The following is a 24366-nucleotide window of genomic DNA, read 5'->3' on the forward strand; positions in this document are numbered from 1 at the left end:
GCCCCAGAACCGATCTTGGGGGATTCATTCATGGCGCTGACCGACCGCTTCACGATCACCAAGACGCTGTACGGGAGCAAGCTCACCGGCATCAGCGCCGCCGGTGACTTCAACGGCGACGGCTGGACAGACTTCCTATTGGCATGGTCGAACTCGGGTGCGCAGCAACCGCTGGCCGTGGCGTTGAGCGACGGCAAGGGTGGCTATACGGTCGGAGCCGCCGGCCTGCCTACGGGGCTCAAGGCCGAATGGGCCTTCGCCCAGGCCTCCGACTTCAACGGCGACGGCAAGTTGGACATCGCCCTTTACGACGCCGGGCGCTACGATTGGACGCTCCGCATGGGCGTCGGTCATCCGCCCACCCTGCTGGTCGGCGACGGCAAGGGCGGATTTACGGCCTCGTCGGCGCTTGCCGACGCCGTGTTGAATACGCCCAAGAATAGCTACCTAGGGACCTTCACCGACGCCGATTTGGCCATAAAGGGCTTCGTGGCGGGTGACATCGACAACGACGGCGACATCGACCTTTGGGTCGAGAGCACGGGCGCCGACAACATCACCAATCACTTTCAGATCAACCAGGGGAACGGCCAGTTCGTGGTCGACCCCAGTCGGATCGACAAGACGACGATCTTCGGCGGCGGCTCCGGCGACTATTGGCGCTACGGTCGCGGCGAGCTGATCGACCTGAACGGCGACGGCTGGCTGGACCTGATCCTGGGCCAAATTCGCGACAACGACCGGACGCACATCAACCAAAGCAGTTTCGTCGTCTACAACGACAAGACCGGCCACTTCCCCTTGGCCAACCGCGTGGCCATGCCCCATCCTGACTTTTATTTCGGCTATACCTCCGTCGAGGCGATCGGTAGCGGTGACATCGATGGGGACGGGCGCGCCGACCTGATCCTGGCCCATACCCGCAACGACGACGTCTCCGGGCCGAACGTCGAGCCCGGCTTTACCGGTCGCTTCCTTCAGATTCTGATCGCCAACGCCGACGGCACATTCCGTGACGAGACCGCCACTCGACTGGGCGACCAGTCCCTGACCAAAGACGTCAAGACGCACAACAACACCCCACACGACATCGACGTTCGTGACGTGGACGGCGACGGCGATCTCGATCTGGTTCTGAGCGGCAACTACGACTACCTCAAGGACATCGGCCCCGCGCTGATGCTGAACGACGGCGACGGCAAGTTCGTCGCTGCCGACGTTCGCTACTTTTCCGACGGCGACGGCTTCTATGGCGAAGGCGGCTGGCTGCTGGACATCAACGGGGACGGCAAGCTGGACATGGTCCACCTGAACGGCCTGCCTGGGCCGAACGGGACCTACGACAACACCGCCACCAGCGACGACACCGTCGAGTTCATCGTTCAAATCGCCAAGGGCGCCCCGACTGGTGCGGCCACCAGCGCCGGCGGCGTCAAGCTGGTTCAGATGGCCCAGAGCGTGCTGCGGCTGGACGACGTGCTGCTGCGCGACTTCGCCAGCCTGAAGACCGCCGCCGCGGCCTACGACAAGGGGACCCTGACCAATGCCGGCCTGGTCACGACGGTCTCGACCCTAGCCGACGCCACGACTTCGGTGGCGACGATGAGCTACCAGTTCTTCACCGGCAAGATCCCCAGCGTCATCGGCATCGACTTCCTGGTCGCGCCGGACGGCCCCAACACCGCCAATCTCAACAGTGCGGCCTACGCCAAGTTCAACACCGTCAACCGTTACATCAACTTCGCCATGAACCTGGGCCGCAACGGCGAGGCCAAGGACAGCTTCGCGGCGGAGTACGGATCGCTGACGCTGTTCGAAGCGACGCGAAAGGCCTACGGCGTCATCTTCGGCAAGGCGCCGAACGACGCCAAGGTCGCCCAGTTGCTGGAGGGCCGCGTCGACTTCCTGGCCAGCTTCAGCGGCGATCCGGCCGAGGGAATCGGCACCAAGGCGGCGATGGTCGGCTTTCTCCTGGCGGCGGCGGCGACTGAGAACCTGGGCGTCCTGGCCCGTTCGAACGACGCTTGGCTGGCCGACCTGTCCGACGGCTCGGCCCCGTTCGCGGTCAACATCCTGGATCCGGCCAACGGCTACTACAAGGCCGACTTCATCTTCGGCGGCTGACGGCCGGCCCTGGCGAGCGGACCCAGTGGGCTCGCTCGCCAGGGCCTTGCCGACTATCGCGCCAGAGCTTCCAGGCGGCCAGCGTTCACCGCACCGACGGCGCGCTTCAGGTCGTCGACGCTGTCGGCCGTGCCCTCGGCCTCGACCGAGAAGCGGTCGGCGACGACCACCGAGTACTTGCCGTACTTGGACTGGCGGTTCCATTCCTCGGACACCAGCCGTCCATCGACCGTGGAGACCTTCTCGTAGCCTTCGTCGGTCTCGCGGGTCTGCTGCGCGCCCATGCCCGAGGCCAGGGCCGCCATCGCGCCCATGGGACCAAGGTCGGTGACCGCCAGCTGGAACGAGGAGTCGCCCTTCCGGTAGTCGGCCTTGGCCACGCCGATCTGGACGTCGCCCGAGCCGGTCGAGCTGGTCTCGAGATTGGCCCGCGTATAGCCGGCCATGTCACCGGGGATCAGGGCCTTGAGGGCGTCGACCGCCACCGGCTTCTGAGGCTGCTTGGACAATTGCTCGGCGCGGTTGGCGGCGGCCTGCATCTGGCCCAGATCGACCTTCTGGCCGTTGATCTCGACCGTGCCGGAGGCGCCCGCGGCATTGCCCGCGGCCACGCCCGCCAGGCCGCCGCCGGCGAGACCGGCGCCCAGGCCGGCCATGCCGATCACCGTGGTGGTGATCACCCCGATGACGATCGAGACGACGATGGCCGCCAGGATCGTGACCACCGCATAGCCGGTGGCCTTCTCGGCCGGGGCCTTCATCACGCGGGGCAGGCCCAGATAAAGCAGGTAGCAGCCGTACAGGCTGGCCAGCAGGACGACGATGCCCAGCGCCGGCATGATCTGCAGCACGCCCGCCACCCAGCCGGCCGTGCCGGAATAGGCGGCGACCTTGAAGGCCTGGACGCGGTTCTTCTCGGCCCCGAAGCTGGGAGCCAGGGCGTCAATGATGAAGCCCAGGATGGCGACCATCAGCAGCGCGCCGAGATAGCCCATGACCGCGCCGGCGATGCCCAGGCCCAGGCCCGGCTTGACCGACAGCCCCGGAATGCCGACGCCGAACAGCTGGCCGCCGATCAGGCCGGCCACCGCCGGGATCGCCGCCAGGATGCAGACATAGCCCGTGAACAGGCCGCCGATCGTGGCGGGCTCCCGTTCGATCCGTTCCCATTCGGCGGAGGGCGAAAGAAGGATGCCCTTGATCCGCGCCACAAGACCGGTCGACGCCGATCCACCTTCAACAACTGCCATTTTCGCGAACGCGCTCCATGCAAGAAGAAACGCCCGCCCCGATGCGGCTATCTAGGCACAGTTCTCGGAAAGATCGAAACAAGCCTTTGCGACAACGGCTTATACTGAGGTCTGCTGCAGGAAGAGCCGCGACTCACGCTCCAGAATCTCGGCGGGCACGCCGTGATCAACGCCCGGCAGCACCACCAGCTTCGACTTCGGGATGCGCTCGGCCATGACCCGTGAGTGGACGGGATCGCAGATCCAGTCGTCGGCGCCGCAGATCACCAGGGTCGGGACCTTGATGTCCTTCAGCCTTTCGGTGACGTCGAACGCGCGCCAGACCTCGGGCCGATAGAGGTCGTTGTGGACCTTGGCGCGATAGGCCACGCGCCGGGAATTGGCCAGGATCCGGTTGTAGTCGGGCGCCTCGCCGTCCGGCAGGTACATCGGCGCCAGGGCGAACATGATCAGCCGGAATTCCTCGTCGTCGACGATGTTGGGACTGAACAGCTTGTCCAGCATCTCGCGTGTGGCCATCGGCGCCTTGGCCGCTCGCCGGGCCTCGAAATTGGCGATCGCCGCCTCCTCCTGGCGATAGGACGGCGCCGTGCCGCGCAGGATCAGGTGCGAGAGGCTATCGGGGTAGCGCATGGCATAGGCCAGGGCGATGAAGCCGCCGAACGAGCCGCCGTGCAGGACCAGCTTGCGGCTGCCGCCTTGCGTCAGCCGCAGCTGTTCGATGTCATCGCACATCTGGTCGAAGGTGAACGGCCCCGTGACGCTGGACTTGCCGTGGCCGCGCATGTCGAAGCCAATCACCCGATATTGGTCGGCCAGCGGCTTGAAGGCCGCGAACACCCCGCCGTGCGTGCCGAAACCTCGCCCGCCGTGCAGCACGATCAGCGGCGGGGCGTCCTCCGGCCCGGTGATCGAGCAGGCCAAGTCCGCGCCGTTGATCCGCAGCGTCCCCGGCGGCGCGACGACCGCCTGGACCTTGCTCGCCGCCAGCCCCAGCGGCGCGGCGGCCAGCGCCATCAATGCGGTCCTGCGTTCCATCTCGCCCTCTCCACGCTCTACGAGGCGGCCACCACGCCGCCGAGGCGTCGCGAAGGTCAAACCGCTTATTACCCGGAACGGTGAAATCGACGCGGCTGACCCGTCCGGGGTCACGCCTCTGTTCAAACGGCGGCAAGCTCGCTAACCCTCCTGCCCAGGTTGAGGCTGACCGCGCGTCGCCTTGGGGGAAGTATGCTGTTCTCGTCGCCGCTGTTTCTGTTCTTCGTACTGCCGCCGGCGCTGCTGCTGTACTTCCTGGCGCCGAAGGTCCTGAAGAACACGGCGCTGCTGGTCGCCAGCGTGCTGTTCTATGCCTGGGGCGAGCCGGCCGCGGTGCTGGTGGTGCTGGCCTCGGCGCTGTTCGACTACCTGCTGGGCCCCAAGGTGGTGAAGCCTGGCCCCGAGGGCGGCCGCTGGCTGGCGCTGGGCGTGTCGGCCAACCTGCTGCTGCTGTTCGTCTACAAGTACGCCAACTTCTTCATCGGCACGGTCGAACCGGTACTGGGCCCCCTGCCCCACCTGAACCTAGCCCTGCCGCTGGGCGTGTCGTTCATCGTCTTCGAGAAGATCACCTATCTGGTCGACCTGCGCCGGGGCGAAAGCCGCACCGCCCGGTCCCTGCGCGACTACCTGCTGTTCGTGTTCTTCTTCCCCAAGGTGCTGGCCGGCCCGATCATCAAGTATCACGAGATCGACGACGCCCTGCGCAACCGCCAGGACGCCAAGACCGAGGTCTGGGACGACCGGACCTGGGGCTTCCTGCGCTTCCTGTGGGGCCTGGCCCGCAAGGTGCTGATCGCCGACGTCTGCGCCCAGGTGGTGGACCGCGCCTTCGATCCGGCCGGGGCCACGCCGGGCTTTGCCGGCGCCTGGATCGGGGTGATCGCCTTCACCGCCCAGATCTATTTCGACTTCGCCGGCTATTCGGACATGGCCCTGGGCCTGGCCCGGATGTTCGGCTTCAAGCTGCGGGAGAACTTCGCCCACCCCTATGGCGCGGTCAGCTTCACCGAGTTCTGGAAGCGCTGGCACATCTCGCTGACCACCTGGATCCGCAGCTATCTGTACATCCCGCTGGGCGGCAACCGGCACGGCCAGGCGCGGACCTATCTGAACCTGTGGCTGTGCTTCCTCCTGTCAGGCCTGTGGCACGGGGCGGCCTGGACCTTCGTGCTGTGGGGCGCCTGGCACGGGGCGTTCATGGTGCTGGACCGCCAGAGCTGGTGGAAGTGGAGCGAGAAACTGCCCTCGCCGCTGCGCGCGGCCGGGGTGCTGTTTCTGGTCGCCATCGGCTGGACCATCTTCCGCGCCCACGACCTGCCCCAGCTGGGCGCGATGCTGAGCGCCATGGCCTCGCCAGGGCTGGAGGGCCGCTTCGTCGCCTTGCGCAGCCATGAGCTAGCCGCCATCGTCATCGGCCTGGGCGGCGCGCTGATCGCCGCCACGCCGCTGGTCCGCCGCCTCGTCACAGCCGGCGCCGCCCGCCCCGCCGCCCGCGCCGGCGCCGCCGTCTTCATCGTCGCCGTCGGCGGCCTGGCCATCGCCAAGGCGCTGACGACGACGTTCAATCCCTTCCTCTATTTCCGGTTCTGACCATGCGCACGCTGCTCACCTGGACACCGAGGATCCTGGCCCTGTCGGTCGCAGCCGGCCTGGGCCTCATGGGCGCCTCGCCCCTGATCAAGAAGCGCCTGCCCGAGCCGGCGCCGCTGCAGGGCATGCAACTGCCGCCCGAGCGCCCGCCCCTGTCGCTGGCGTCGCTGTGGAGCGGCGAATACCAGAAGGCGACCGAAGCCAATGTCGCCGCCAGCCTGCCGCCGCGGCCGCAGATCGTGCGCGCCTATAACCAGTGGCAGTGGAACACCTTCGGCACGTCCTACATGGCGTCCGGCTCGATCATCCGCGGCCGCAAGGGCGCACTGTTCGAAGAGAGTTACATCCTGGCCCATTGCGGACTGATCGCGCCGGTCAATCCCGCCAGCCTGCCCGCCTTCGCCGCCCGCGTACGCAAGGCCCAGGACTGGTTCGCCAGCCGCGGGCAGAAGTTCGTCTATGTGCTGTCGCCGGTGAAGACGACCTGGCTGCCCGACCTGGTCCCGGCCAGCTATCCCTGCCCGGCCGCCAAGCGCGACGTCCTCTATCCGGCCGCCCGCAGCGCGTTCGATGCGGCCGGCGTCCACTGGGTCGACGCCCGCGCGGTGCTGGAATCCCACCGCGGCAAGGTCGAGTACGAGCTCTTCCCCCGCAACGGCATCCACTGGAACCAGCTGGGCGTGGCCCTGGCCGGCGAGGCCGTGACCGACGCCCTGCGCCGCCAGGACCCGTCGATCCCCAAGCTGACCTGGAGCGTGGCGACGGGGCCTGACGAGATCGGTCCGGACCGCGACCTGTCGGCCCTGCTGAACCTGCGCCGCCCGCCGCGCGCCTGGAAGACCCCGGCCGTGACGCCCCAGCCCCTGGCCGCGCCCGGCGAAGGCAAGCTGACCCTGACGGCGGTCAATGACAGCTTCATGGACCAGTTGACCCTGTTCCTGAACCAGAACGAGCTGGTCCATCACGCCCGCAACTACGGCTACATCAGCCTGGCGCCGATCGAGTATCACAAGGGCGGCGCGACCCTGGTCCCGGCCGAGGGCCTGACCCAGGACCTGCTGACCTCGGACATCGTCGTGCTGGAGGCCGTCGAGACCGCGACCGGCGGCGAGCTGGGCCAGCGCTTCCTGGCCATCGTCGAGGCCGAAATGGCCAAACATCCCGCGCCGTAGGGAAAGAGGATTTTGGAGAGCGGAGTCTTTCGGCCGCCCCTCGAAAAGCCTAAATCGGGTATGAGCGTTCGGCCAATTGGCGCGACGGGCGCCGCAGGGGTTCTGTTCGATGGATGACGGTCGGATCGCGGGTGCGGCCACGGCGCGTTACGCCCGCAAGAAGGAGACCATCCTGGCCGCGGCCACGGGGATCCTGAACCGCCAGGGCGTGCGCGGCATGACCCTGGCCGACGTCGCCGCTGCCGTGGGCCTGAACACCACCAGCGTCACCTACTATTATCGCAAGAAGGACGACCTGGCCGCCGCCTGCTTCATGCGCGGGCTGGAGCGCTTCGAGGCCATGGTCGACGAGGCCGCGGCGCAGGGCACGCCCGCCGCGCGCATCCTGAAGTTCCTGGACCTCTATCTCGACCTCAACCGCCGCGTCCGCCTGGGCGAGGCCACGCCGCTCACCAGCTTCGCCGAGGTCAAGGCGCTGAAGGAACCGCTGCGCGAGTCCGTCGGCGGCGCGTTCACCGATCTGTTCCGGCGCGTGCGGGCCTTCTTCGACGACCCGTCGCTGGGCCACCTGGACAAGCGTCAGCGCACGGCGCGCGCCCACCTCCTGATGGAGCAGGTGTTCTGGTCGGGCCGCTGGCTGCGCCGCTACGACGTCGAGGACTATGGCCGGGTGCGCGACCGCATGGGCGACATCCTGCTGAACGGCCTGCACGCCACGGGCCGGACCTGGGCCCCGCAGGCCCTGCCCGATCCGACCCCGCAAGCCCAGAAAGGATCGGCGCCCGAGGGGCTGGACGGCCGCGAGACCTTCTTGGTCGCCGCCACCCGCCTGATCAATCAGCGCGGCTATCGCGGCGCGTCGGTCGAGGAGATCTCGGCCGCCCTGAACGTCACCAAGGGCTCGTTCTACCACCACCACGAGGACAAGGACGCCCTGGTCGCCGAGTGCTTCGAGCGCACCTTCACCGTCACCCGCCGCTCGCAGCTGGACGCGCGTGACCTCGACGCCGACTGCTGGACGCAGCTGGTCTCGACCGCCGCCGGCCTGAGCAGCTACCAGCTGTCCGAGCACGGACCGCTGCTGCGCGCCTCGTCGCTGGGCGCCCTGCCCGAACCGTTGCGCAGCGAGATGGCCGACGGCTACATGCGTGGCTGGCAGCGCTTCGCCTCGATCATCTCGGACGGGATCGCCGACGGCTCCATCCGCCCGATCGACCCCAGCATCGCCGCCCACATGATCAATTCGATGCTGAACGCGGCGGCCTCGCTGGGCGCCTGGGTCCCGGGCCTGCAGCAGGACGAGGCGGCCGAACTGTTCGCCAAGCCGCTGCTGACGGGCGTGCTGAACTAGCCCAAAGGTTGCGACCTATTAACCATAGGGCGCCCAAGGCGATCGTCGGCTGCTACGGTGTAAGGGTCTGATTCGCTTCGAGTCCCTGCGTCATGACGACGATCAATCCCTATTCGTCGACCTACGCCCCCGGCCTGACCGCGGGGCAGACCGCCACGCAGCGCGCCAACCAGGCGACCGGCTACGGCGCGCCGCGCGACCAGAGCCCGACCATCAACACGCCGGCGGTCAACGTCACCCTGTCGGCCGCGGCCCAGGCGGCGCTGAAGGCCCAGACCGACTCCCGCACCATCGAGACCGTCGTCTCCGAGGCCAAGGCCCAGATCACCGCGCGCCTGAAGGCTGCCGGGACCAAGGACGCCCTGAAGGGCGGCGACCCATCGATCGACTTGACCAGCCTGGATCGCCGCACGCTGTACGCCGTCGCCTCCAACAAGGGCGGCGCATTTCCGATGGAGCAGCAGGTCGTCGCCAGCCTGGCCCTGAAGAGCCAGGCCGACCAGACCCTGGCCGCCCCCGCGGCTCAGGCCCGTCTGACCGGCGACTATGCCAGCCTCTACCAGACCGCCCTCAATCGCCTGGACGCCGCCGGCCCCGAGGAGAAGGAGACCGCCGCCTGGAGCCAGCAGCGCGAAGCCCTAGTCGAGGGCCGCAAGCAAGCCATCGCCCGCCCGGGCATCGCTCCCGCCGGCATCGCCAATGACACGGTCGCGGCCTACATGTCCGAGACCGGCAGCGCCGTGGCCGGCGCCAAGACCCGCGAGTTCGGCAAGGTCGCCACGGACGTCCGGGCGGCCCTGGACAAGCAGTACGAACTGGCAGTCTCGCCCGGCATGGCCACCGACGCCGACAGCGGCGAGATCGATTTCCGCCGCTTCGACGACCGCTCGCTGTCGGCCATCGCCCTGAACAAGGACGAGCAGTTCTCCGGCCACGAGATCAACAAGGCCAAGGCCGAGATCCGTCGGCGCGACAGCGCCGCGATCAAGGCCGGCTATCAATCCTCGAGCGACGAGGGTTCAGCAGGTTTCGGCATGGCGATGATCACCCGCTACGCCGGCATGACGGTGGAAGAACGCGACGCCACCGGCTGGACCCCGGCCCTCTATTCCAAGATGGTCGAGTTGCAGACCGCCAGCGACAAGCTGGCCGAACTGTTCAACGCCAACGGCGCACTGGCGGGACCGCCGAGCATGCTGGACTTCCTCTAGCCTAAGCGCCCCCTCCGTCACGCGGCTTCGCCGCGCGCCACCTCCCCCGTTTCACGGGTGAGGAAAACACGGCTTCATCCTCCCCCGCCTGCGGGGGAGGTGGATCGGCGCGGATACGCGACGAGACGGAGGGGGCGCTTCGCGACCCTCACTCCGCCGCCATCGGCGTCCGCATCGCTTCGATGTCCTTGGCCGGCGGCTGGCCGTACAGACGACGATATTCGCGGCTGAACTGCGAAGGGCTCTGATAGCCGACCTCGAAACCGGCCGCGCCGACGTCCAGGCCCGCCAGCATCAGGCGGCGGGCTTCATAGAGCCGCAGCTGCTTCTGGTACTGCATCGGCGTCATGTTGGTGACAGCCTTGAAGTGGTGGTGCAGCGAGCTCTCGCTCATCCCCACCTGCTCGGCCAGCGCCTCGATGCGCAGCGGCTGGGCGAAATGCTCGCGCAGCCAGGCCACGGCGCGGGTCACGCGGCGTCCCTGGCCCTCGGCCCCGGCGATGTGCAGCAGGCGCGCGCCGTGGGGACCGCTGAGCAGGCGGTAGAGGATCTCCTCCTCGACCAGCGGGGCCACGGCCGCCACGTCCTGGGGACGGTCCAGCAGCCGCAACAGGCGCAGGGTGGCGTCCAGCAGCTCCGGCGAGGCCGGATTGACCGCCACGCCGCGCACGCCATCCGGCGCGGCGCTGGCGGCTTCAGGCAGGCGCCCCATCAGGTCGGCCAGGCGGGCGGGATTGATCGCCACGCCCACGCAAAGATGCGGCTCGGCTTCGGTCGCGTGGGTGATGCGCGAGGTCACGGGCATGTCCAGCGCCACCAGCAGGCAGTCGCCCACGCCGTAATGCAGCTCCTCGTCGCCGACCTTCACGCACTTTCGCCCCTGCGCCACCAGCCAGAACGACGGCCACTGATGGCAGTGCAGCGGCATGGTGGGCGACGAACGCTTGATGACGAACAGACCATCGATCGCGGAGTCGGTCGCCTCATCCCTGGCGTAACGGGTGATCAGGTCGGCGATCTCGGCATAGGCGGCGGCGGTGGCGGAACTGGTCAAAGGCTTGGTTTTTCCAGGCTTTCGGGATCACATCGTTCTAGACCCGCGCACCGCCGGACGAAACCCGAAGGAACCCCGTTTGCAGGATCGTGCAAGAGACTTGCAGGATCGGGATCACGCTCGCCCGCGTTGCCGTGGCAATCCTGGCGACGTTCGATCCTCCCCGATCGCTCCCCAATCCAAGGAACATCCCGATGGCCACTGCCAAAGGCTATGCGGCGCAAGCCGCCGGCGCGCCGCTCGCGCCCTTCACCTTCGACCGTCGCGAACCCAACGCCGACGACGTCGTCATCGCCATCAAGCACTGCGGCGTCTGCCACTCGGACCTGCACATGGTCGACAACGGCTGGGGCATGAGCATCTATCCGCTGGTGCCCGGCCACGAGATCAGCGGCGTGGTCACCGCCGTCGGCTCTGCCGTCACCAAGTTCAAGGAAGGCGACCGGGTCGGCGTCGGCTGCTTCGTCGACAGCTGCATCGGCTGCGCCACGCGCGACCTGGACCGCGAGCAGTACATGCCCGGCCTGATCCAGACCTATTCCAACCCGCAGCCGGGTTCGGACCTGCCCACCTATGGCGGCTATTCCGACCACATGGTGGTCAAGGAAGGCTATGTCCTGTCGATCCCCGACAACCTGGCCCTGGACGCCGCCGCCCCGCTGCTGTGCGCCGGCATCACCCTGTACTCGCCGCTGCGCCACTGGAACGCCAGTCCCGGCAAGAAGGTCGCCATCCTGGGCATGGGCGGTCTTGGCCACATGGGCGTCAAGCTGGCCCACGCCATGGGCGCGGAAGTCACGGTGCTGAGCCAGACCCTGTCCAAGCAGGACGACGGACTGAAGATGGGCGCGGCCCACTACTACGCCACCAGCAACCCCGAGACCTTCAAGACCCTGGCCGGTGAATTCGACCTGCTGATCTGCACGGTCTCGGCCGGCCTAGATTGGGGCGCGTATCTGGGCCTGCTGAAGGTGGACGGCGCGATGGTGCTGGTCGGGGCGCCCGAGGAGTCGGTGTCGCTGAACGCCTTCGCCCTGATCCCCGGTCGCCGCACCCTGGCTGGCTCGATGATCGGCTCGATCAAGGAGACCCAGGAGATGCTAGACTTCTGCGGCGAGCACAACATCGTCGCCGACATCGAGACCATCTCGATCGACCAGATCAACGACGCCTACAAGCGCATGCAGAAGAGCGACGTGCGCTATCGGTTCGTGATCGACATGGCGACGCTGTAACTCAAGTCCGATCTTCCCGGCGAAAGCCGGGACCCAGATCTCAAGGCGCTGGGGCGAGTTGGATGAACTCCGAGTTCATAGAACCCGCCCCAGCGCCCCTCCATCTGGGCCCCGGCCTTCGCCTGGGAAACGGATGGGGGCAGGCGCCTAAAACTTCTTCCGCAGACCAAACTTGTACGTCCGGCCCAGCGGGTCCCCGGTGAACGGGTCGTAGCCGAGGTCCAGCCGCGCGTAGGACGGGTCCTTGTCGAACAGGTTGGTGATCGCCACGGTCGCCGTCGTGTCCCAGGGCAGGAAGACGCGGTAGGCCAGGTTGGTCAGCACCTGGGCCTTGATCTGCTTGCCGGCGCTGATCGTCACGCCCGCGCCCGTGGTGTCCTTGTAGGCGTTGGTCGCGAACGGCGCGATGCGCTGGTCGGTATAGCCGTCGATATAGTGGACCGAGAGGCGCAGGTTGTGCGGCCCGGTGTTCCACTCGGCGAAGACGTCGCCCTTCCACTGCGGGATCGGCACGACGGTGGTCTGATAGTTCAGCAGACCGACCGCATCGAAGGCCTTCTCGACCGTGATCCCCTCGACCTGGCTTTCGCCGACCTCGTACTTCTGGACGTAGGTGGCGGTGCCGCCCAGGGTCAGGTCGCCGCCCATCACGCCGCGGAAACGGTACTCGGCGTTGAAGTCGAAGCCCGAGTTCTTCACGCTCGCACCGTTGACATAGAAGGTCTTCAGCCGCGCGATGCTGGTGGTCGGCGTAGCGCAGGCCCCGTTGAAGGTGAAGCGCGCCACCAGGGCCGCATAGGCCGGATTGGCGCAGTTGTTCGCGCCCGCCGCGCCGTTCGGATACAGCGCATTGGTGATGCCCGCGACCGGTTCGGCGACGATCGGATTGTCGAAGTCGAACATGAAGTAGTCGACGCTACCCTTGAAGTCGCCGACGTTGAACAGCAGGCCGAAGTTATAGGTCTTGGCCTTTTCCGGCTTCAGGTTCGGATTGCTGAAGATGTCGACGGCGCGGAACACGCCCAGGATGCCCTGCAGCGAGGTCACCGAGGTGGTGGTGGTCAGCGGGTCCGGCGGACCGCGGAAGGTCGAGCCGGCCGAGGCGCGCAGGGCCATCCACGGCGTGGCCTGCCAACGGATCGAGGCCTTGGGATTGAAGGTCGAGCCGATCGCGCCGCCATAGGTCTCGTAGCGCGCGGCCAGCTGGGCCTGGACGGTCTCGGTGATCGGCAGCGACAGTTCGCCGAAGCCGGCGATCACGTCGCTCTGGTTATCCGACGGCGTGCCCACGCCTAAGAACATGAACGGGCCGTTGCGGGCCGACCCGGTGCAGGTGGTCACCCCGAAGTCCGGCGTGTTGACGCACGGATTGATCAGGGCGTTGCTGATGTCGTTGTAGTCGGCCTTGAAGAAGCTGCGGCGGTACTGCGCGCCGGCCGCCCAGGCGATGTCGCCGCCCGGCAGGCTGATATTGGTCTTGCCGTTCAGCACCGCCTCGCCGACGAACAGGCGCGAGGACTGCTTGGTCGACAGCTTCTTGAAGAACCAGTCGACCAGGTCCTTGTTGTTGGCCAGTGCCGAATTGAAGCCCGGATTGGCCACGCCGGAGATGGCGTTGCTGGGGATCGCGCTGGAGAAGGGGTTGTAATACATGCACCCGCCCTGGCCGGGCGTGCCCTGGATGCCGGGCATCGAGGGATTGGTGTCGCAGTTGGGACCGCCCAGCCCCTGCAGGGCCAGGGCGAACCGGTTGACCAGAGTGTCGTAGCCCGTGCGGATACCGACCTCCTGGCTGTAGGTCAGGGCCATTTCCCAGCCGATGCCGTTGTCGAACTCGCCCTTCAGGTCGGCCGACACGCGGAAGGCGTCGAACGCCCGCGCGCCGATCGAGGGGCCGTAGCCGAACTTGGGATTGCCGCCGATGCCGAACGGCCGGTTGGCGACGTTCAGCGCCCCGCCGGCGAAGATCGCGCTGGGCGAGGTCGAGGTGGCGCCGGTGACAAGGTTGGTCAGCTGCACCGTCGGATTGGCGGCCATGAAGGCGATCAGGCCGGGATTGCTGGCCGGCACGAAATAACGACCGGCCAGGGCGGCGGCCGGCGCGACTTCCGCCGTCGGCACGGCCAGGGCCGCATAGGACGGCGAGGTGTTCCACTCGGGCACGTCGGTATGGGCGTACAGCACCTCGACGTGGAACTTGGTCTTGGCCGACAGGTCGGCGTTGATCTCGCCGTAGATCTGCACGGCGTCGGACTTTTCGACCAGATTGTCGAACGGCGTGTAGTGCCAGTAGCAGACCGGGGTCAGGCCGCTGAAGCCCGGATAGCCGCCCAGGCCCGCGCAGGCCGGGTCGCGCATGCCGCTGGTGGTGCTGGCCAGGGGAATGAAGGACGAAGGATTGCCCGCCGCCGACCAGCCGGCTTCCGGATTGGTCAGGTACGGCGTGTTGGCCCAGTCGCGCTCGGCGATCGACAGCTTGGAGCGGTGCTGCCAGCCGGCGCTGACCAGGATGTTGCCGTTGTCCCAGGTCTTGCCCCAGGTGGCGTTGAGGCCGTAGTCGCCGTCCGAGCCCTTGATGTGGCGGTAGTCGCCGGCGACCTCCAGCCCGTTGACGTTCTTCTTGGTGATGAAGTTGACGACGCCGGCGATGGCGTCCGAGCCGTAGGTGGCGGCCGCGCCGTCCTTCAGCACTTCCAGCCGGCCGATGGCGGCGGCGGGGATGATGTTGGTGTCGACGATACCGGCCCCAGCCTGGCCGAACGGGTTGATCGCCAGGCGCCGGCCGTTCATCAACACCAGGGTGCGCTGCGAGCCCAGGCCGCGCAGATTGACCGAGCCCGAGCCTTCCGAGCCCTGGGCGCGGCTATCGAACTGGTTGGTGTCGCCCAGAACCCCGTTCGAGACCGAGAGGGCCTTCAGCAGTTCCACGGTCGAGGGCGAACCGCGCTTCTGCAGCTCTTCGGCCCCGATCACCTCCACGGGCAGGGCCGCGTCCTCGGGGGTGCCCCGGATGAACGAGCCGGTGACGATCACCTCATCGACCTGGGTCGAGCTTTCGTTCGATCTCTGCTGGGCGTGCGCCACGCCGCTGGTCAGCGCGATCGCCAAGGCGAGGCTGGAGCCCCCGCGCAGGAAGCTGGTTCGGTTCATCTGCAATTCCCTCCCTCGTTTGTTTTTTGACCGGCGCCCGTCTTCGCGGGGCCGGAGCATTCGTTCAGTCGGGCGGCGCCTTCCCCTGGCAGGCGCGACCAATCCGGACACGGAGCATCACGCGGTCAGCCAGGCCGACACGCCGCTCTGAGCGTTCGTTTTCGAAACTCGGTGATGCGCCTTCTTGGGTCGACAAGCCTTGGTCTCCACCGGGCCGGACACTTGAAAAGCAACGCTTACTGACCTCGCCGCCAACGGCGGGACCTTGCTCGACCTTCAGAGCCGAACAGATGTTTCGATGATGCGGTATGTTTTGCCGCGACGTCAACCGCTGTCGGGACAGGCCTCAGCCGTGGATCTGGCGCGACACCCTGCTGACAAGTATGGGCGCCGCGACGGCTTAGAACTGAGTGCGCTGCAACATAAGCTTCGCCAAAGCCTGCGCATGAGGGGTTTCCCACGGCCCCAGCCTCGCCTAATTGAAAACGTTGGTCGCCCAAGGCGCGCCAGCGAACCGCACTAACCGGGTTTTGAATTCATGCGTCTCGCCAAGACCGGCGCTTCTCCGCTGCTGGCCGTCTCGGGGCTGGCTCTTCTGCTGGGGGCCTGCGCCACGCCCGCGCCCAAGGTCGATGCGCGCCTGCCTGCCGCCTACGAGGTGCCCGCAGGCTCGCCGCTGGCGACCCAGGCCCTGGATCAGTGGTGGACGACCTTCGACGACCCGGTGCTGAACGAGCTGGTTACGACCGCCCTGGCCAACAGCCCCGACGCCCGCCTGGCCGCCGCCAAGCTGGACGAGGCCCGCGCCGTGCGTCAGGGCCAGATCCGCGAGCTCTATATCCCGCAGACCCCGGTGGTCGGCTCGGCCTCGCGCACCAAGACCGACATCATCGATCAGAGCGGTTCGGGCGCCTTCACCCTGGGCGGGGTGACCAAGACCTATGCGGCCAATTTCGACGTCTCGTGGGAGCTGGACCTGATCGGCCGCCGCCGCGCCGCCCGCCGCGTGGTCGACAACGACCTGGCCGCCGCCCGCTTCGCCTATGAGGGCGCTCGCGCGGCCCTGGCCGCCAATGTCGCCCAGTCCTATTTCGAGGCCCGCGGCTATGCCGTGCAGCTGGAAGACGCTCGCCAGAACGCCCGCATCTCTCAGAGCCTGTACGATGTTTCGGCCGAGAAGGGCCGCCGCGGCCTGTCGGCGACGTCCGAAGGCGAGCGCACCGCCGCCGATCTGGCGCAGGCTCAGGCCCAGGTCGCCCAGCTGGAAGCCGAGCTTCAGGCCTCGCGCCGCAGCCTGTTGATCCTGGTCGGCAAGGGCGTGGACCCACTGGCCAGCCTGCCGGTCGAGCCGGTGCTGGCCCAAGCCCCGCCGGTCCCAGCCGCCGCGCCCGGCGCCTTGCTGGCCCGCCGCCCCGACGTGCGCGAGGCCGCCGCCCGCCTGGCCTCGGCCTCGGGCAATCTGAACGTCAACGAGCTGGCGCTGTTTCCGACCCTGACCATGACGCCCAGCATCGGCATCACCAAGCAGATCAGCCCCAGCTTCCTGTCGCCGGGCCAGACGGTGTCGACCACCAGCTCGGCCTGGAGCCTGGGCGGCAATCTCTCGTTGCCGCTGCTGAACATCCCCAAGCTGATGTCCGACATCAAGGCCCAGGGCGCCCGCGTCGAGCAGGCCGCCATCACCTATGAGCAGACCGTGCAGAAGGCGTTCGGCGAAACCGAGAACGCCCTGGTGCAGCAGGACGCCGACCAGCGCCGCGTCGTGCTGCTGACCGCCGGCGAGCGCAGCGCCGCCTCGGCCTACGAGGCCAGCCGCAAGGGCTACGCCGCCGGCCTGACCGACCTGACCACGGCCCTGCAGGCCGAGCAGTCCTGGCGCAGCAGCCGCACGGCGCTGACAGGGGCCCAGACCCAGGCGCTGCAACGCGCCGTCCAGACCTACAAGGCGCTCGGCGGCGGTTGGTCGCCCGAGTCCATCCCCGCAAAGCCCAACGCCCAATGAGACCCGACACGATGACGACCCGCTCCTTGATGATCGCCACCGCCCTGGTTTCCGTCGCCGTGGGCCTGACCGCCTGTGGCGACAAGAAGGACAAGGAAGCCCCCAAGACCGCCGCGTCCCAAGCGCGCACCGTCAGCGTCGGCAGCGTCGAGACGCGCCCGCTGGGCGGCGGGGTCGAGGCCTCGGGCCTGCTGGTCTCGCGCGAGGAAGCCGCCGTCGGCTCGGAGCTGACCGGCTATCGCGTCGCGCGTCTCTATGCCGACGAGGGCGACTGGGTCCGCGCCGGCCAGCCGCTGGCCCAGCTGGACGACACCCTGCTGCGCGCCCAGATCGACCAGCAGGCGGCCGTAACCGCCCAGTCGCAGGCCGAGGCCGCGCGCGTCTCCGGCCTGGACGGCCAGGGCGTGCTGAGCCAGGAGCAGATCGAGACCCGTCGCTATCAGGCCAAGGCGCAGGAGGCGGCGCTGCGTGAGCTGCGCACCCGCGCCTCGCGCATGACCATCACCTCGCCGGTCAGCGGCCGGGTGCTGCAACGCGGCGTGCAGCCTGGCCAAATCGCCGGCGGCGGCACGACCCCGTGGTTCACCATCGCCCGCGACGGCCTGGTCGAGCTGGACGCCGAGGTCAACGAAGCCGCCCTGGCCGGGATCCGCGAGGGTCAATCGGCCCAGGTCTCCCTGCCCGGCGGCCAGTCGATCTCCGGCGTGGTGCGCCTGATCAGCCCGCGCGTCGACAGCAACAACCGCCTGGGCAAGGTGCGCGTGCGCCTGCCCGTGCGTCCCGACCTGCGCCCCGGCGGCTTCGGCCGCGCTGTGTTCGGCGCCTCGGGCGCGCCGGTGACGGCCATCCCCGAGACCGCCATCCGCTACGAGGCCGACGGCCTGTTCGTGATGACCGTCGATAGCAACAATCGCGCCCACCAGACCGCCGTGAAGATCGGCCAGAAGGGCGGCGGCTGGGCTCAGCTGGTCCAGGGCCCGCCGGCGGGTACGCGCATCGTCCTGGGCGGCGCGTCCTTCGTCAGCGACGGCGACGTCGTTCGCCCGGCTCCGGCCAACCAGGCGGCCCGCTGATGTCTGGAGACGGCAAGACGAACCCGCCCGGCGGCCACTCTACTGGCCAGCTGATGGTCTCCGCCTGGGCGATCCGCAATCCGATCCCGGTCGCGCTGCTGTTCATCATCCTGATGATCGCCGGCGTCGGCGCCTATCTCAGCCTGCCGATCAAGCAGTTCCCCAACGTCGAATTCCCCGCCGTGACCGTGACGGTCACCCAGAGCGGCGCGGCGCCGGGCGAGATGGAGACGCAAGTCACCCGCCCCGTCGAGGACGCGGTCGCCAGCATCTCCAACGTCAAGACCATCCGGTCTTCCGTGGTCCAGGGCGCCTCGACCACGACGATCGAGTTCAACCTCGGCGAGGACCTGCAGAAGGTCACCGACGAGGTCCGCTCCAAGGTCGACCAGACCCGCGCCGTCCTGCCGCGCGAGGTGGACGAGCCGATCGTCCAGCGCCTGGAGATCACAAGCGCGCCGATCATCACCTACGCCGTCTCCGCGCCGAACATGAGCGCGTCGGAGCTGTCGTGGTTCATCGACGACACCGTCACCCGCGCCCTGCAGGGCGAAAAGGGCGTGGCCCAGGTGGCCCGCGTCGGCGGCGTGGATCGCGAGATCAACGTCATCCTCGACCCGGACCGCATGGCCAGCTTTGGGGTCACCGCGCCGCAGCTGAACACGGCCCTGGCCAATTTCAGCGTCGACGCCCCCGGTGGCCGCGCCAGCATCGGCGGCCGCGAGCAGACCCTGCGCGTGCTGGGCGCGGCGACCACGGTCGACCAGCTGCGCGCCATCACCATCCCCATCGCCGGCGGCCGCTACGTCAAGCTGACCGACGTCGCCCAGGTCGGCCAGGGCGCCGAGGAGCAACGCGGCTTCGCTCGTCTGGACGGCAAGGCCGTCGTCGCCTTCCAGGTGATGAAGACCCGCGACAGCAGCGACGTCGCCGTCGAGGACAACGTCAAGCGGGCCATCGACGCCCTGGCCGAGAAGCAGGCCGGCGTGTCGTTCGTGAAGATCTTCTCGACCGTCGACGAGACCCGCGCCAGCTTCGCGGCCACCGAGCACACCCTGCTGGAAGGCATGCTGCTGGCCTCGCTGGTGGTGTTCCTGTTCCTGCGCGAGTGGCGCGCCACCCTGATCACCGCCATCGCCATGCCGGTGTCGCTGGTGCCGACCTTCGCCTTCATGGCGATGATGGGCTTCTCGCTGAACGTCGTGACCCTGCTGGCCCTGACCCTGGTCATCGGCATCCTGGTCGACGACGCCGTGGTCGAGATCGAGAACATCGAGAAACGCGTCGCCCGCGGCCAGCGGCCGTACCAGGCGGCGATGGAGGGCGCGGACGCCATCGGCCTGGCGGTCGTGGCCACCACCTTCACCATCGTGGCGGTGTTCGTGCCCGTCTCGTACATGCCCGGCACGCCCGGCCAGTTCTTCAAGGAGTTCGGCCTGACGGTCGCCGTGGCCGTGCTGTTCTCGCTGGTCGTGGCGCGCCTGCTGACGCCGCTGCTGGCCGCCTACTTCCTGAAGCCCTCGAAGCACCCGCACCCGCGGAAGGAATTCAAGGGCTTCTATCGCAACGTGCTGGACTGGTCGCTGGACCACCGGATCCTGGCCTGCATCATCGGCGGCGTGATCTTCATCGGCTCGATCATGCTGGCGGGCTTCCTGCCCACCGCCTTCCAGCCGGCGGCCAACAACAACTACTACTATCTGAAGGTCCAGGGCCCGCCCGGCGCCACCGTGGCCGACATGGAACGCACCGTGCAGTCGGTGACGACCATGTTCCGCAAACGCCCGGAAGTAGCCCACGTCTTCGCCCAGGTCGGCTCGAACATCGGCAGCGGCTGGGGCGGGCAGAGCGGCACGGACATCCGCGACGCCACCATCACCATCGTCCTGAACGGCGATCGCGACCTGACGGTGACGGAGATCAAGCAGGAGGTCCGCAACGGCCTGCACGACATCCCCGATGCTCGCGTCAACCTGCTGGGCGACTGGGGCACGTCCGAGGTCCAGACCATCCTGATCGCCGAGGACGGCCCGCTGCTGGAACGCACCGCCGCCCAGATCGAACGCGAGATGCAGAAGCTGTCGACCGTCGCCGATCCGCGTCCGTCGTCGCCGCCCAGCGGTCCTGAGATCCTGATCCGGCCCAAGACCGACGAGGCGGCGCGCCTGGGCGTCAACTCGGCCGACATCGCCGCCATCGCCCGCGTGGCCACGGTCGGCGACATCGACGCCAACGTCGCCAAGATGACCCAGGGCGAGCGCCGGATCCCGATCCGCGTGCGCCTGCCGGCCGACAGCCGCCGCGACCTGGACGCCCTGGGCGCCCTGCGCGTGCCGACCGCCAGCGGCGGCACGACCCGACTGGATACCGTCGCGGACCTGTCGTTCCAGGCGGGTCCCGCCAAGATCGACCGCTTCGCCCGCAAGCGGCAGGTGACCATCGAGGCCGACCTCAACAACGGCGCGCAACTCGGCCAGGCCATGACCGACGTCGGCAACCTGCCCACGATGAAGAAGCTGCCCGCCGGCGTCGGCCCCGCCTCGGCCGGCGACCAGGAGGCGTTCGTCGAGCTGTTCACCGGCTTCGCCGTCGCCCTGCTGTCGGCGGTGGGCCTGGTGTTCGGCGTGCTGGTGCTGCTGTTCCGCAGCTTCTTCAAGCCGATCACCATTCTGTCGGCTCTGCCGCTGGCGATCGGCGGCGCGTTCTTCGCCCTGCTGGTCACCGGCCAGTCGCTGTCGATGCCGTCGCTGATCGGCTTCCTGATGCTGATGGGGCTGGCGGCCAAGAACTCGATCCTGCTGGTCGAGTACGCCATCGAGCAGGAGCGCGACGGCATGAGCCAGCGCGACGCCATCGTCGACGCCTGTCACGAGCGCGCCCGACCGATCGTCATGACCACCCTGGCGATGATGGCCGGCATGCTGCCCACGGCGCTCGGCATCGGCACCGGCTCGGAATTCCGCCAGCCCATGGCCGTGGCCGTGATCGGCGGCCTGATCACCTCGACCGTGCTGTCGCTGGTGCTGGTGCCGGTGGTCTACGAGATCGTCGACGACTTCGAGATGTGGCTGAAGCCGAAGCTGGGTCGGATGACCACGCCGCGCGAGGCCGAGGGTCATGGAGCGCCGGTGGATCGACTGTAGGGTTCAGGTAGATCCTCCCCCGCGATGCGGGGGAGGTGGCCCAGAGGGCCGGAGGGGGCCAGCTGGACATAGGCCGCACTAGCCCCCTCAGTCGCTCCGCGACAGCTCCCCCGTACTACGGGGGAGCATCTAGAGCCCCTACTCCACCTTCCCCACATAGCTCAGCCGGCACACCGTCCAGCCGTCCTCGCGTCCCATCTCGAACCGGCCGCCCAGCTGCTGGGCCATCGCCCGCACGATCCGCAGGCCCAGGCTCTTGGACGTCGCCGGATCGAAGCCGGCCGGCGGTCCCGCGCCGTCGTCGCGAACGGTCAGCACATGGGTCTCGCCCGACTGGTCCAGGTCGACCAGCACCCGGCCAGAACCCGTCTCGCCGAAGCCATGCTCCAGGGCGTTGTTGAAGCTCTCCAGCATCACCAGCGTCACCGGGGTGGCCTGGTCCGAATGCAGCGGGGCCTCGCCGCCGTCCAGGGTCAGGGACACTCGAGCGCCCGCCGCTGAGGCCGCGCTGGACAGGATGGCCTCGGCGAAGGCGCGGAACGGGGCCGGATCGCCCGTGCGGTCGTGCAGCTCGCGCTGAATCTTGGCGATCACCTCGATGCGCTCGCCGGCCTGTTCCAGCGCATGGCGGGCGTCGACGTCCGTAATCCCCTGCCCCTGCAGCCGCAGCAGGGCGCCGGCGACCTGCAGGTTGTTACTCACCCGGTGATGCAGTTCGCGATAGAGCAGGTCGCGGCTGTCGGCCAGCTGGGCATAACGCTCGCGCTCGCCCTCCAGCTGGTCCAGCGCCTTGCGCATGCCGTCGATGAAGAAGATGTCGACCGCCACCACGAAGGCATAGAAGCCGATCGCCCACAGCACCGGCGTGCCCAGGTCGAAGGCCCCGAACGGCGGGATGAACCAGTACCAGGCGGCCAGGCCGCAGACGCCTGCGCACACGATCGCCGGGCGTAGGCCCAGATAGTAGGCGCAGACCACGACGGCCGGAAAGAAGGTCAGATAGGGGAAGCCGGCCGGCAGCAGGTCGTGCAGGCCAAACCGCGCCAGGATCGCCAGGCCGGCGGCCAGCAACGCCAGTCCATAGCGCGCGCCCAGATTGCCGCTGATCTTCCGCCGCCAGTCCAAACGCGCGTCTCCCCCGAGAACCCATTGTCGGTGCTGAGCCTTTCGTGCGTCGCCGTCAAGGCGGCAGCCGACATAGCCAGGCCGTGCGCGACGTTACCAAACCTTATGTTGCGAGGCGCCAGGCCCACGGCGAAGTTCGGTGCAATTGGAAGGACCCTCGCATGAAGCTTTCGACCCTGGCGCTGGGCGCGCTGCTGGCGACGCCGTCACTGGTCCAGGCGCAGACCGTCGCCGATCGTCAGAAGGCGGTCGAAACCGGCCTGCTCCCCGCCGTGCTGGTCGCCGGCGCGCCCTCGCCCGCCCGGCGGCTGGACGAGGCGATGCGCGCCCTGAACGTCCCGGGCGTCGCCATCGCCGTGGTGCGCGGCGGCAAGTTGGACTGGGTCAAGGGCTATGGGATGGTCACGCCGGGCGGCGCAGCCGTCGGACCGGACACGCTGTTCCAGGCCGGCTCGGTCAGCAAGCCGGTCGCCGCCGTCGCCGCCATGCGTCTGGTCCAGGACGGAACCTTGGCGCTGGAGGCGCCGATCAACGACGCCCTGAAGAGCTGGCGCCTGCCCGAGAACGACTTCACCCGGGCCAGTCCCGTCACGCTTCGCCGGCTGCTGTCGCACACGGCCGGGACGACGGTGCACGGCTTTGCGGGCTATGCCGCGGGCGCGCCGCTGCCCAGCGCCCCGCAGATCCTGGACGGGGTCGCGCCGGCCAACAGTGCGGCCGTGCGCGTCGACACCCCCGTGGGCGCGGCCTACCGCTATTCCGGCGGCGGCTACACCATCGTCCAGCAGGCGATGATCGACGCGGCCGGGGCGCCCTTCCCGGCCATCGCCCGCAAGGCGGTGCTCCAGCCTCTGGGCATGGGCCGCAGCACCTATGACCAGCCCTTGCCGGCCGGGACCCGCGACGTCGCCCTGGCCCATGACGGGACCGGCCAGCCGATCGCCGGCGGGCCGCACGTCTATCCCGAGCTGGCGGCGGCGGGCCTGTGGACGACCGCCAACGACCTGGCGCGCTTCGTCATCGACCTGCAGCGGTCGGCGGGCCAGGATCAGGGCAAGGTGCTGTCGGCGGCGACCGCGCGACGCATGCTGACGCCGGAGCCGGCCGGCTGGGCGCTGGGCTTCAAGATCATCGGCGAGGGCCGCGATCAGGCCTTCTTCCACGACGGTTCGAACGCCGGCTACAAGGCCACGCTGATCGGCCACGCCGAGACCGGCGACGGCGCGGTGATCCTGACCAATGGCGACCAGGGCTATCAGCTGGGCAAGGACATCCTGCGCGGGATCGCCGTGGCCTATGGCTGGCCGGACCAGCGCCCGATCACCCGCACGGCCGTCACCCTGCCGCTGGACGCCCAGCGCGGTTTCGCCGGCGAGTTCGAGATCCAGGGTCTGGGAACCTTCGACATCCGCGACGGCGGCCCGGCGATGACGATCGAGATCCGCAAGGATCAGGTCTTCAAGCTGATCCCGGCGGCGGCGCAGAGCTTCTTCGTCGTCGAACAGGATGTGGTGGTGACCTTCGACGGGCCGGATCGCGGAACGCTGGAGGCGGACGGGCAGCGGTTCGGGTTTGCCCGGGTGAAGTAGGAAACGAGGATCCTCCCCCGCGATGCGGGGGAGGTGGCCCAGAGGGCCGGAGGGGGCGAGCTGGAGCGAGGCCGCATTCGCCCCCTCAGTCGCTCCGCGACAGCTCCCCCGCATCGCGGGGGAGCATCTCGACCACCCCCATAGCAAAAGGCCCCGGAGATTGCTCTCCGGGGCCTTCGCTTAGTTCAGCTGTCGCTGGGATCGATCGATTACTCGACGATCTTGGCGACGACGCCGGCGCCGACGGTGCGGCCGC

15 protein-coding genes and 1 pseudogene are annotated in these 24366 nt (G+C 68.4%); 10 read left to right on the forward strand and 6 right to left on the reverse strand.

Annotated features, from left to right (window positions below; all coding sequences use genetic code 11):
• Positions 1–30: 30 nt before the first annotated feature.
• On the forward strand, positions 31–2124 hold the full coding sequence (locus tag E1H18_RS03845) for an FG-GAP-like repeat-containing protein (RefSeq protein WP_172263800.1): 2094 nt from the start codon (positions 31–33) through the stop codon (positions 2122–2124).
• 53 nt (positions 2125–2177) lie between these two features.
• Here the strand turns inward: E1H18_RS03845 and E1H18_RS03850 are convergent, their stop codons facing one another.
• Both E1H18_RS03850 and E1H18_RS03855 read right to left on the reverse strand, forming a co-directional pair.
• Positions 2178–3374, reverse strand: coding sequence for a Yip1 family protein (locus E1H18_RS03850; protein ID WP_172263802.1), 1197 nt, complete (start codon positions 3372–3374; stop codon positions 2178–2180).
• A 99-nt stretch (positions 3375–3473) separates the two neighbouring features.
• Positions 3474–4412 (reverse strand): alpha/beta fold hydrolase, encoded by a 939-nt coding sequence (locus E1H18_RS03855; protein ID WP_172263804.1) that lies wholly within the window; start codon positions 4410–4412, stop codon positions 3474–3476.
• Between the two features lie 192 nt (positions 4413–4604).
• Here E1H18_RS03855 and E1H18_RS03860 point away from each other — a divergent pair, with 192 nt between their 5' ends.
• The 4 genes from E1H18_RS03860 to E1H18_RS03875 all read left to right on the forward strand — a co-directional run bounded on the left by E1H18_RS03860 (position 4605) and on the right by E1H18_RS03875 (position 9739).
• Positions 4605–6005 (forward strand): MBOAT family protein, encoded by a 1401-nt coding sequence (locus E1H18_RS03860; protein ID WP_172263806.1) that lies wholly within the window; start codon positions 4605–4607, stop codon positions 6003–6005.
• 2 nt (positions 6006–6007) lie between these two features.
• On the forward strand, positions 6008–7177 hold the full coding sequence (locus tag E1H18_RS03865) for a hypothetical protein (RefSeq protein ID WP_172263808.1): 1170 nt from the start codon (positions 6008–6010) through the stop codon (positions 7175–7177).
• A 109-nt stretch (positions 7178–7286) separates the two neighbouring features.
• The gene (locus E1H18_RS03870) at positions 7287–8528 is read left to right on the forward strand and encodes a TetR/AcrR family transcriptional regulator (RefSeq protein ID WP_172263810.1); all 1242 of its coding nucleotides are present in this window, start codon (positions 7287–7289) and stop codon (positions 8526–8528) included.
• Between the two features lie 92 nt (positions 8529–8620).
• Positions 8621–9739 (forward strand): hypothetical protein, encoded by a 1119-nt coding sequence (locus tag E1H18_RS03875; protein WP_172263812.1) that lies wholly within the window; start codon positions 8621–8623, stop codon positions 9737–9739.
• A 1-nt stretch (position 9740) separates the two neighbouring features.
• On the opposite strand, the pseudogene E1H18_RS26620 reads toward E1H18_RS03875, so the two are convergent.
• Positions 9741–9884, reverse strand: a pseudogene (locus tag E1H18_RS26620) (hypothetical protein); the annotation flags it as partial.
• Positions 9885–9887: 3 nt separating this feature from the next.
• Complete coding sequence (locus tag E1H18_RS03880) at positions 9888–10793, reverse strand: AraC family transcriptional regulator (protein ID WP_172263814.1); 906 nt, start codon at positions 10791–10793, stop codon at positions 9888–9890.
• A gap of 194 nt (positions 10794–10987) precedes the next feature.
• On the opposite strand from E1H18_RS03880, the gene E1H18_RS03885 reads away from it, so the two are divergent.
• On the forward strand, positions 10988–12028 hold the full coding sequence (locus E1H18_RS03885; protein ID WP_172263816.1) for an NAD(P)-dependent alcohol dehydrogenase: 1041 nt from the start codon (positions 10988–10990) through the stop codon (positions 12026–12028).
• Positions 12029–12175: 147 nt separating this feature from the next.
• Here E1H18_RS03885 and E1H18_RS03890 read toward each other — a convergent pair whose 3' ends face one another.
• Positions 12176–15238, reverse strand: coding sequence for a TonB-dependent receptor domain-containing protein (locus E1H18_RS03890; RefSeq protein ID WP_370526409.1), 3063 nt, complete (start codon positions 15236–15238; stop codon positions 12176–12178).
• Positions 15239–15716: 478 nt separating this feature from the next.
• On the opposite strand from E1H18_RS03890, the gene E1H18_RS03895 reads away from it, so the two are divergent.
• The 3 genes from E1H18_RS03895 to E1H18_RS03905 are packed head-to-tail and all read left to right on the forward strand — an operon-like array spanning position 15717 to position 21396.
• Positions 15717–17180: an efflux transporter outer membrane subunit gene (locus E1H18_RS03895; protein ID WP_172263820.1), complete on the forward strand. Its 1464-nt coding sequence runs from the start codon at positions 15717–15719 to the stop codon at positions 17178–17180.
• Complete coding sequence (locus E1H18_RS03900) at positions 17177–18253, forward strand: efflux RND transporter periplasmic adaptor subunit (protein ID WP_370526410.1); 1077 nt, start codon at positions 17177–17179, stop codon at positions 18251–18253. The genes E1H18_RS03895 and E1H18_RS03900 overlap by 4 nt, the downstream gene beginning before the upstream one ends.
• Entirely contained in the window at positions 18253–21396 is a 3144-nt protein-coding gene (locus E1H18_RS03905) for an efflux RND transporter permease subunit (protein ID WP_172263824.1), read from the forward strand. Before E1H18_RS03900 ends, E1H18_RS03905 begins: the two co-directional genes overlap by 1 nt.
• 138 nt (positions 21397–21534) lie before the next feature.
• Here the strand turns inward: E1H18_RS03905 and E1H18_RS03910 are convergent, their stop codons facing one another.
• Positions 21535–22521 carry a sensor histidine kinase gene (locus E1H18_RS03910; RefSeq protein ID WP_172263826.1) on the reverse strand — a complete coding sequence of 329 codons (987 nt, stop codon included), beginning with the start codon at positions 22519–22521 and terminating at the stop codon, positions 21535–21537.
• Between the two features lie 161 nt (positions 22522–22682).
• Between E1H18_RS03910 and E1H18_RS03915 the strand changes: the two genes are divergently transcribed.
• The gene (locus E1H18_RS03915; protein ID WP_172263828.1) at positions 22683–24110 is read left to right on the forward strand and encodes a serine hydrolase; all 1428 of its coding nucleotides are present in this window, start codon (positions 22683–22685) and stop codon (positions 24108–24110) included.
• Positions 24111–24366: the final 256 nt, after the last annotated feature.

This window comes from Caulobacter sp. RHG1, from assembly GCF_013181195.1.
Taxonomy (GTDB): Bacteria; Pseudomonadota; Alphaproteobacteria; order Caulobacterales; family Caulobacteraceae; genus Caulobacter.

Coding starts and splice junctions, on each gene's coding strand:
- E1H18_RS03845 (WP_172263800.1), top strand. CDS start 31: ATGGCGCTGACCGACCGCTTCACGATCACCAAGACGCTGTACGGGAGC.
- E1H18_RS03850 (WP_172263802.1), bottom strand. CDS start 3,374: ATGGCAGTTGTTGAAGGTGGATCGGCGTCGACCGGTCTTGTGGCGCGG.
- E1H18_RS03855 (WP_172263804.1), bottom strand. CDS start 4,412: ATGGAACGCAGGACCGCATTGATGGCGCTGGCCGCCGCGCCGCTGGGG.
- E1H18_RS03860 (WP_172263806.1), top strand. CDS start 4,605: ATGCTGTTCTCGTCGCCGCTGTTTCTGTTCTTCGTACTGCCGCCGGCG.
- E1H18_RS03865 (WP_172263808.1), top strand. CDS start 6,008: ATGCGCACGCTGCTCACCTGGACACCGAGGATCCTGGCCCTGTCGGTC.
- E1H18_RS03870 (WP_172263810.1), top strand. CDS start 7,287: ATGGATGACGGTCGGATCGCGGGTGCGGCCACGGCGCGTTACGCCCGC.
- E1H18_RS03875 (WP_172263812.1), top strand. CDS start 8,621: ATGACGACGATCAATCCCTATTCGTCGACCTACGCCCCCGGCCTGACC.
- E1H18_RS03885 (WP_172263816.1), top strand. CDS start 10,988: ATGGCCACTGCCAAAGGCTATGCGGCGCAAGCCGCCGGCGCGCCGCTC.
- E1H18_RS03890 (WP_370526409.1), bottom strand. CDS start 15,238: ATGCTCCGGCCCCGCGAAGACGGGCGCCGGTCAAAAAACAAACGAGGG.
- E1H18_RS03895 (WP_172263820.1), top strand. CDS start 15,717: ATGCGTCTCGCCAAGACCGGCGCTTCTCCGCTGCTGGCCGTCTCGGGG.
- E1H18_RS03900 (WP_370526410.1), top strand. CDS start 17,177: ATGAGACCCGACACGATGACGACCCGCTCCTTGATGATCGCCACCGCC.
- E1H18_RS03905 (WP_172263824.1), top strand. CDS start 18,253: ATGTCTGGAGACGGCAAGACGAACCCGCCCGGCGGCCACTCTACTGGC.
- E1H18_RS03915 (WP_172263828.1), top strand. CDS start 22,683: ATGAAGCTTTCGACCCTGGCGCTGGGCGCGCTGCTGGCGACGCCGTCA.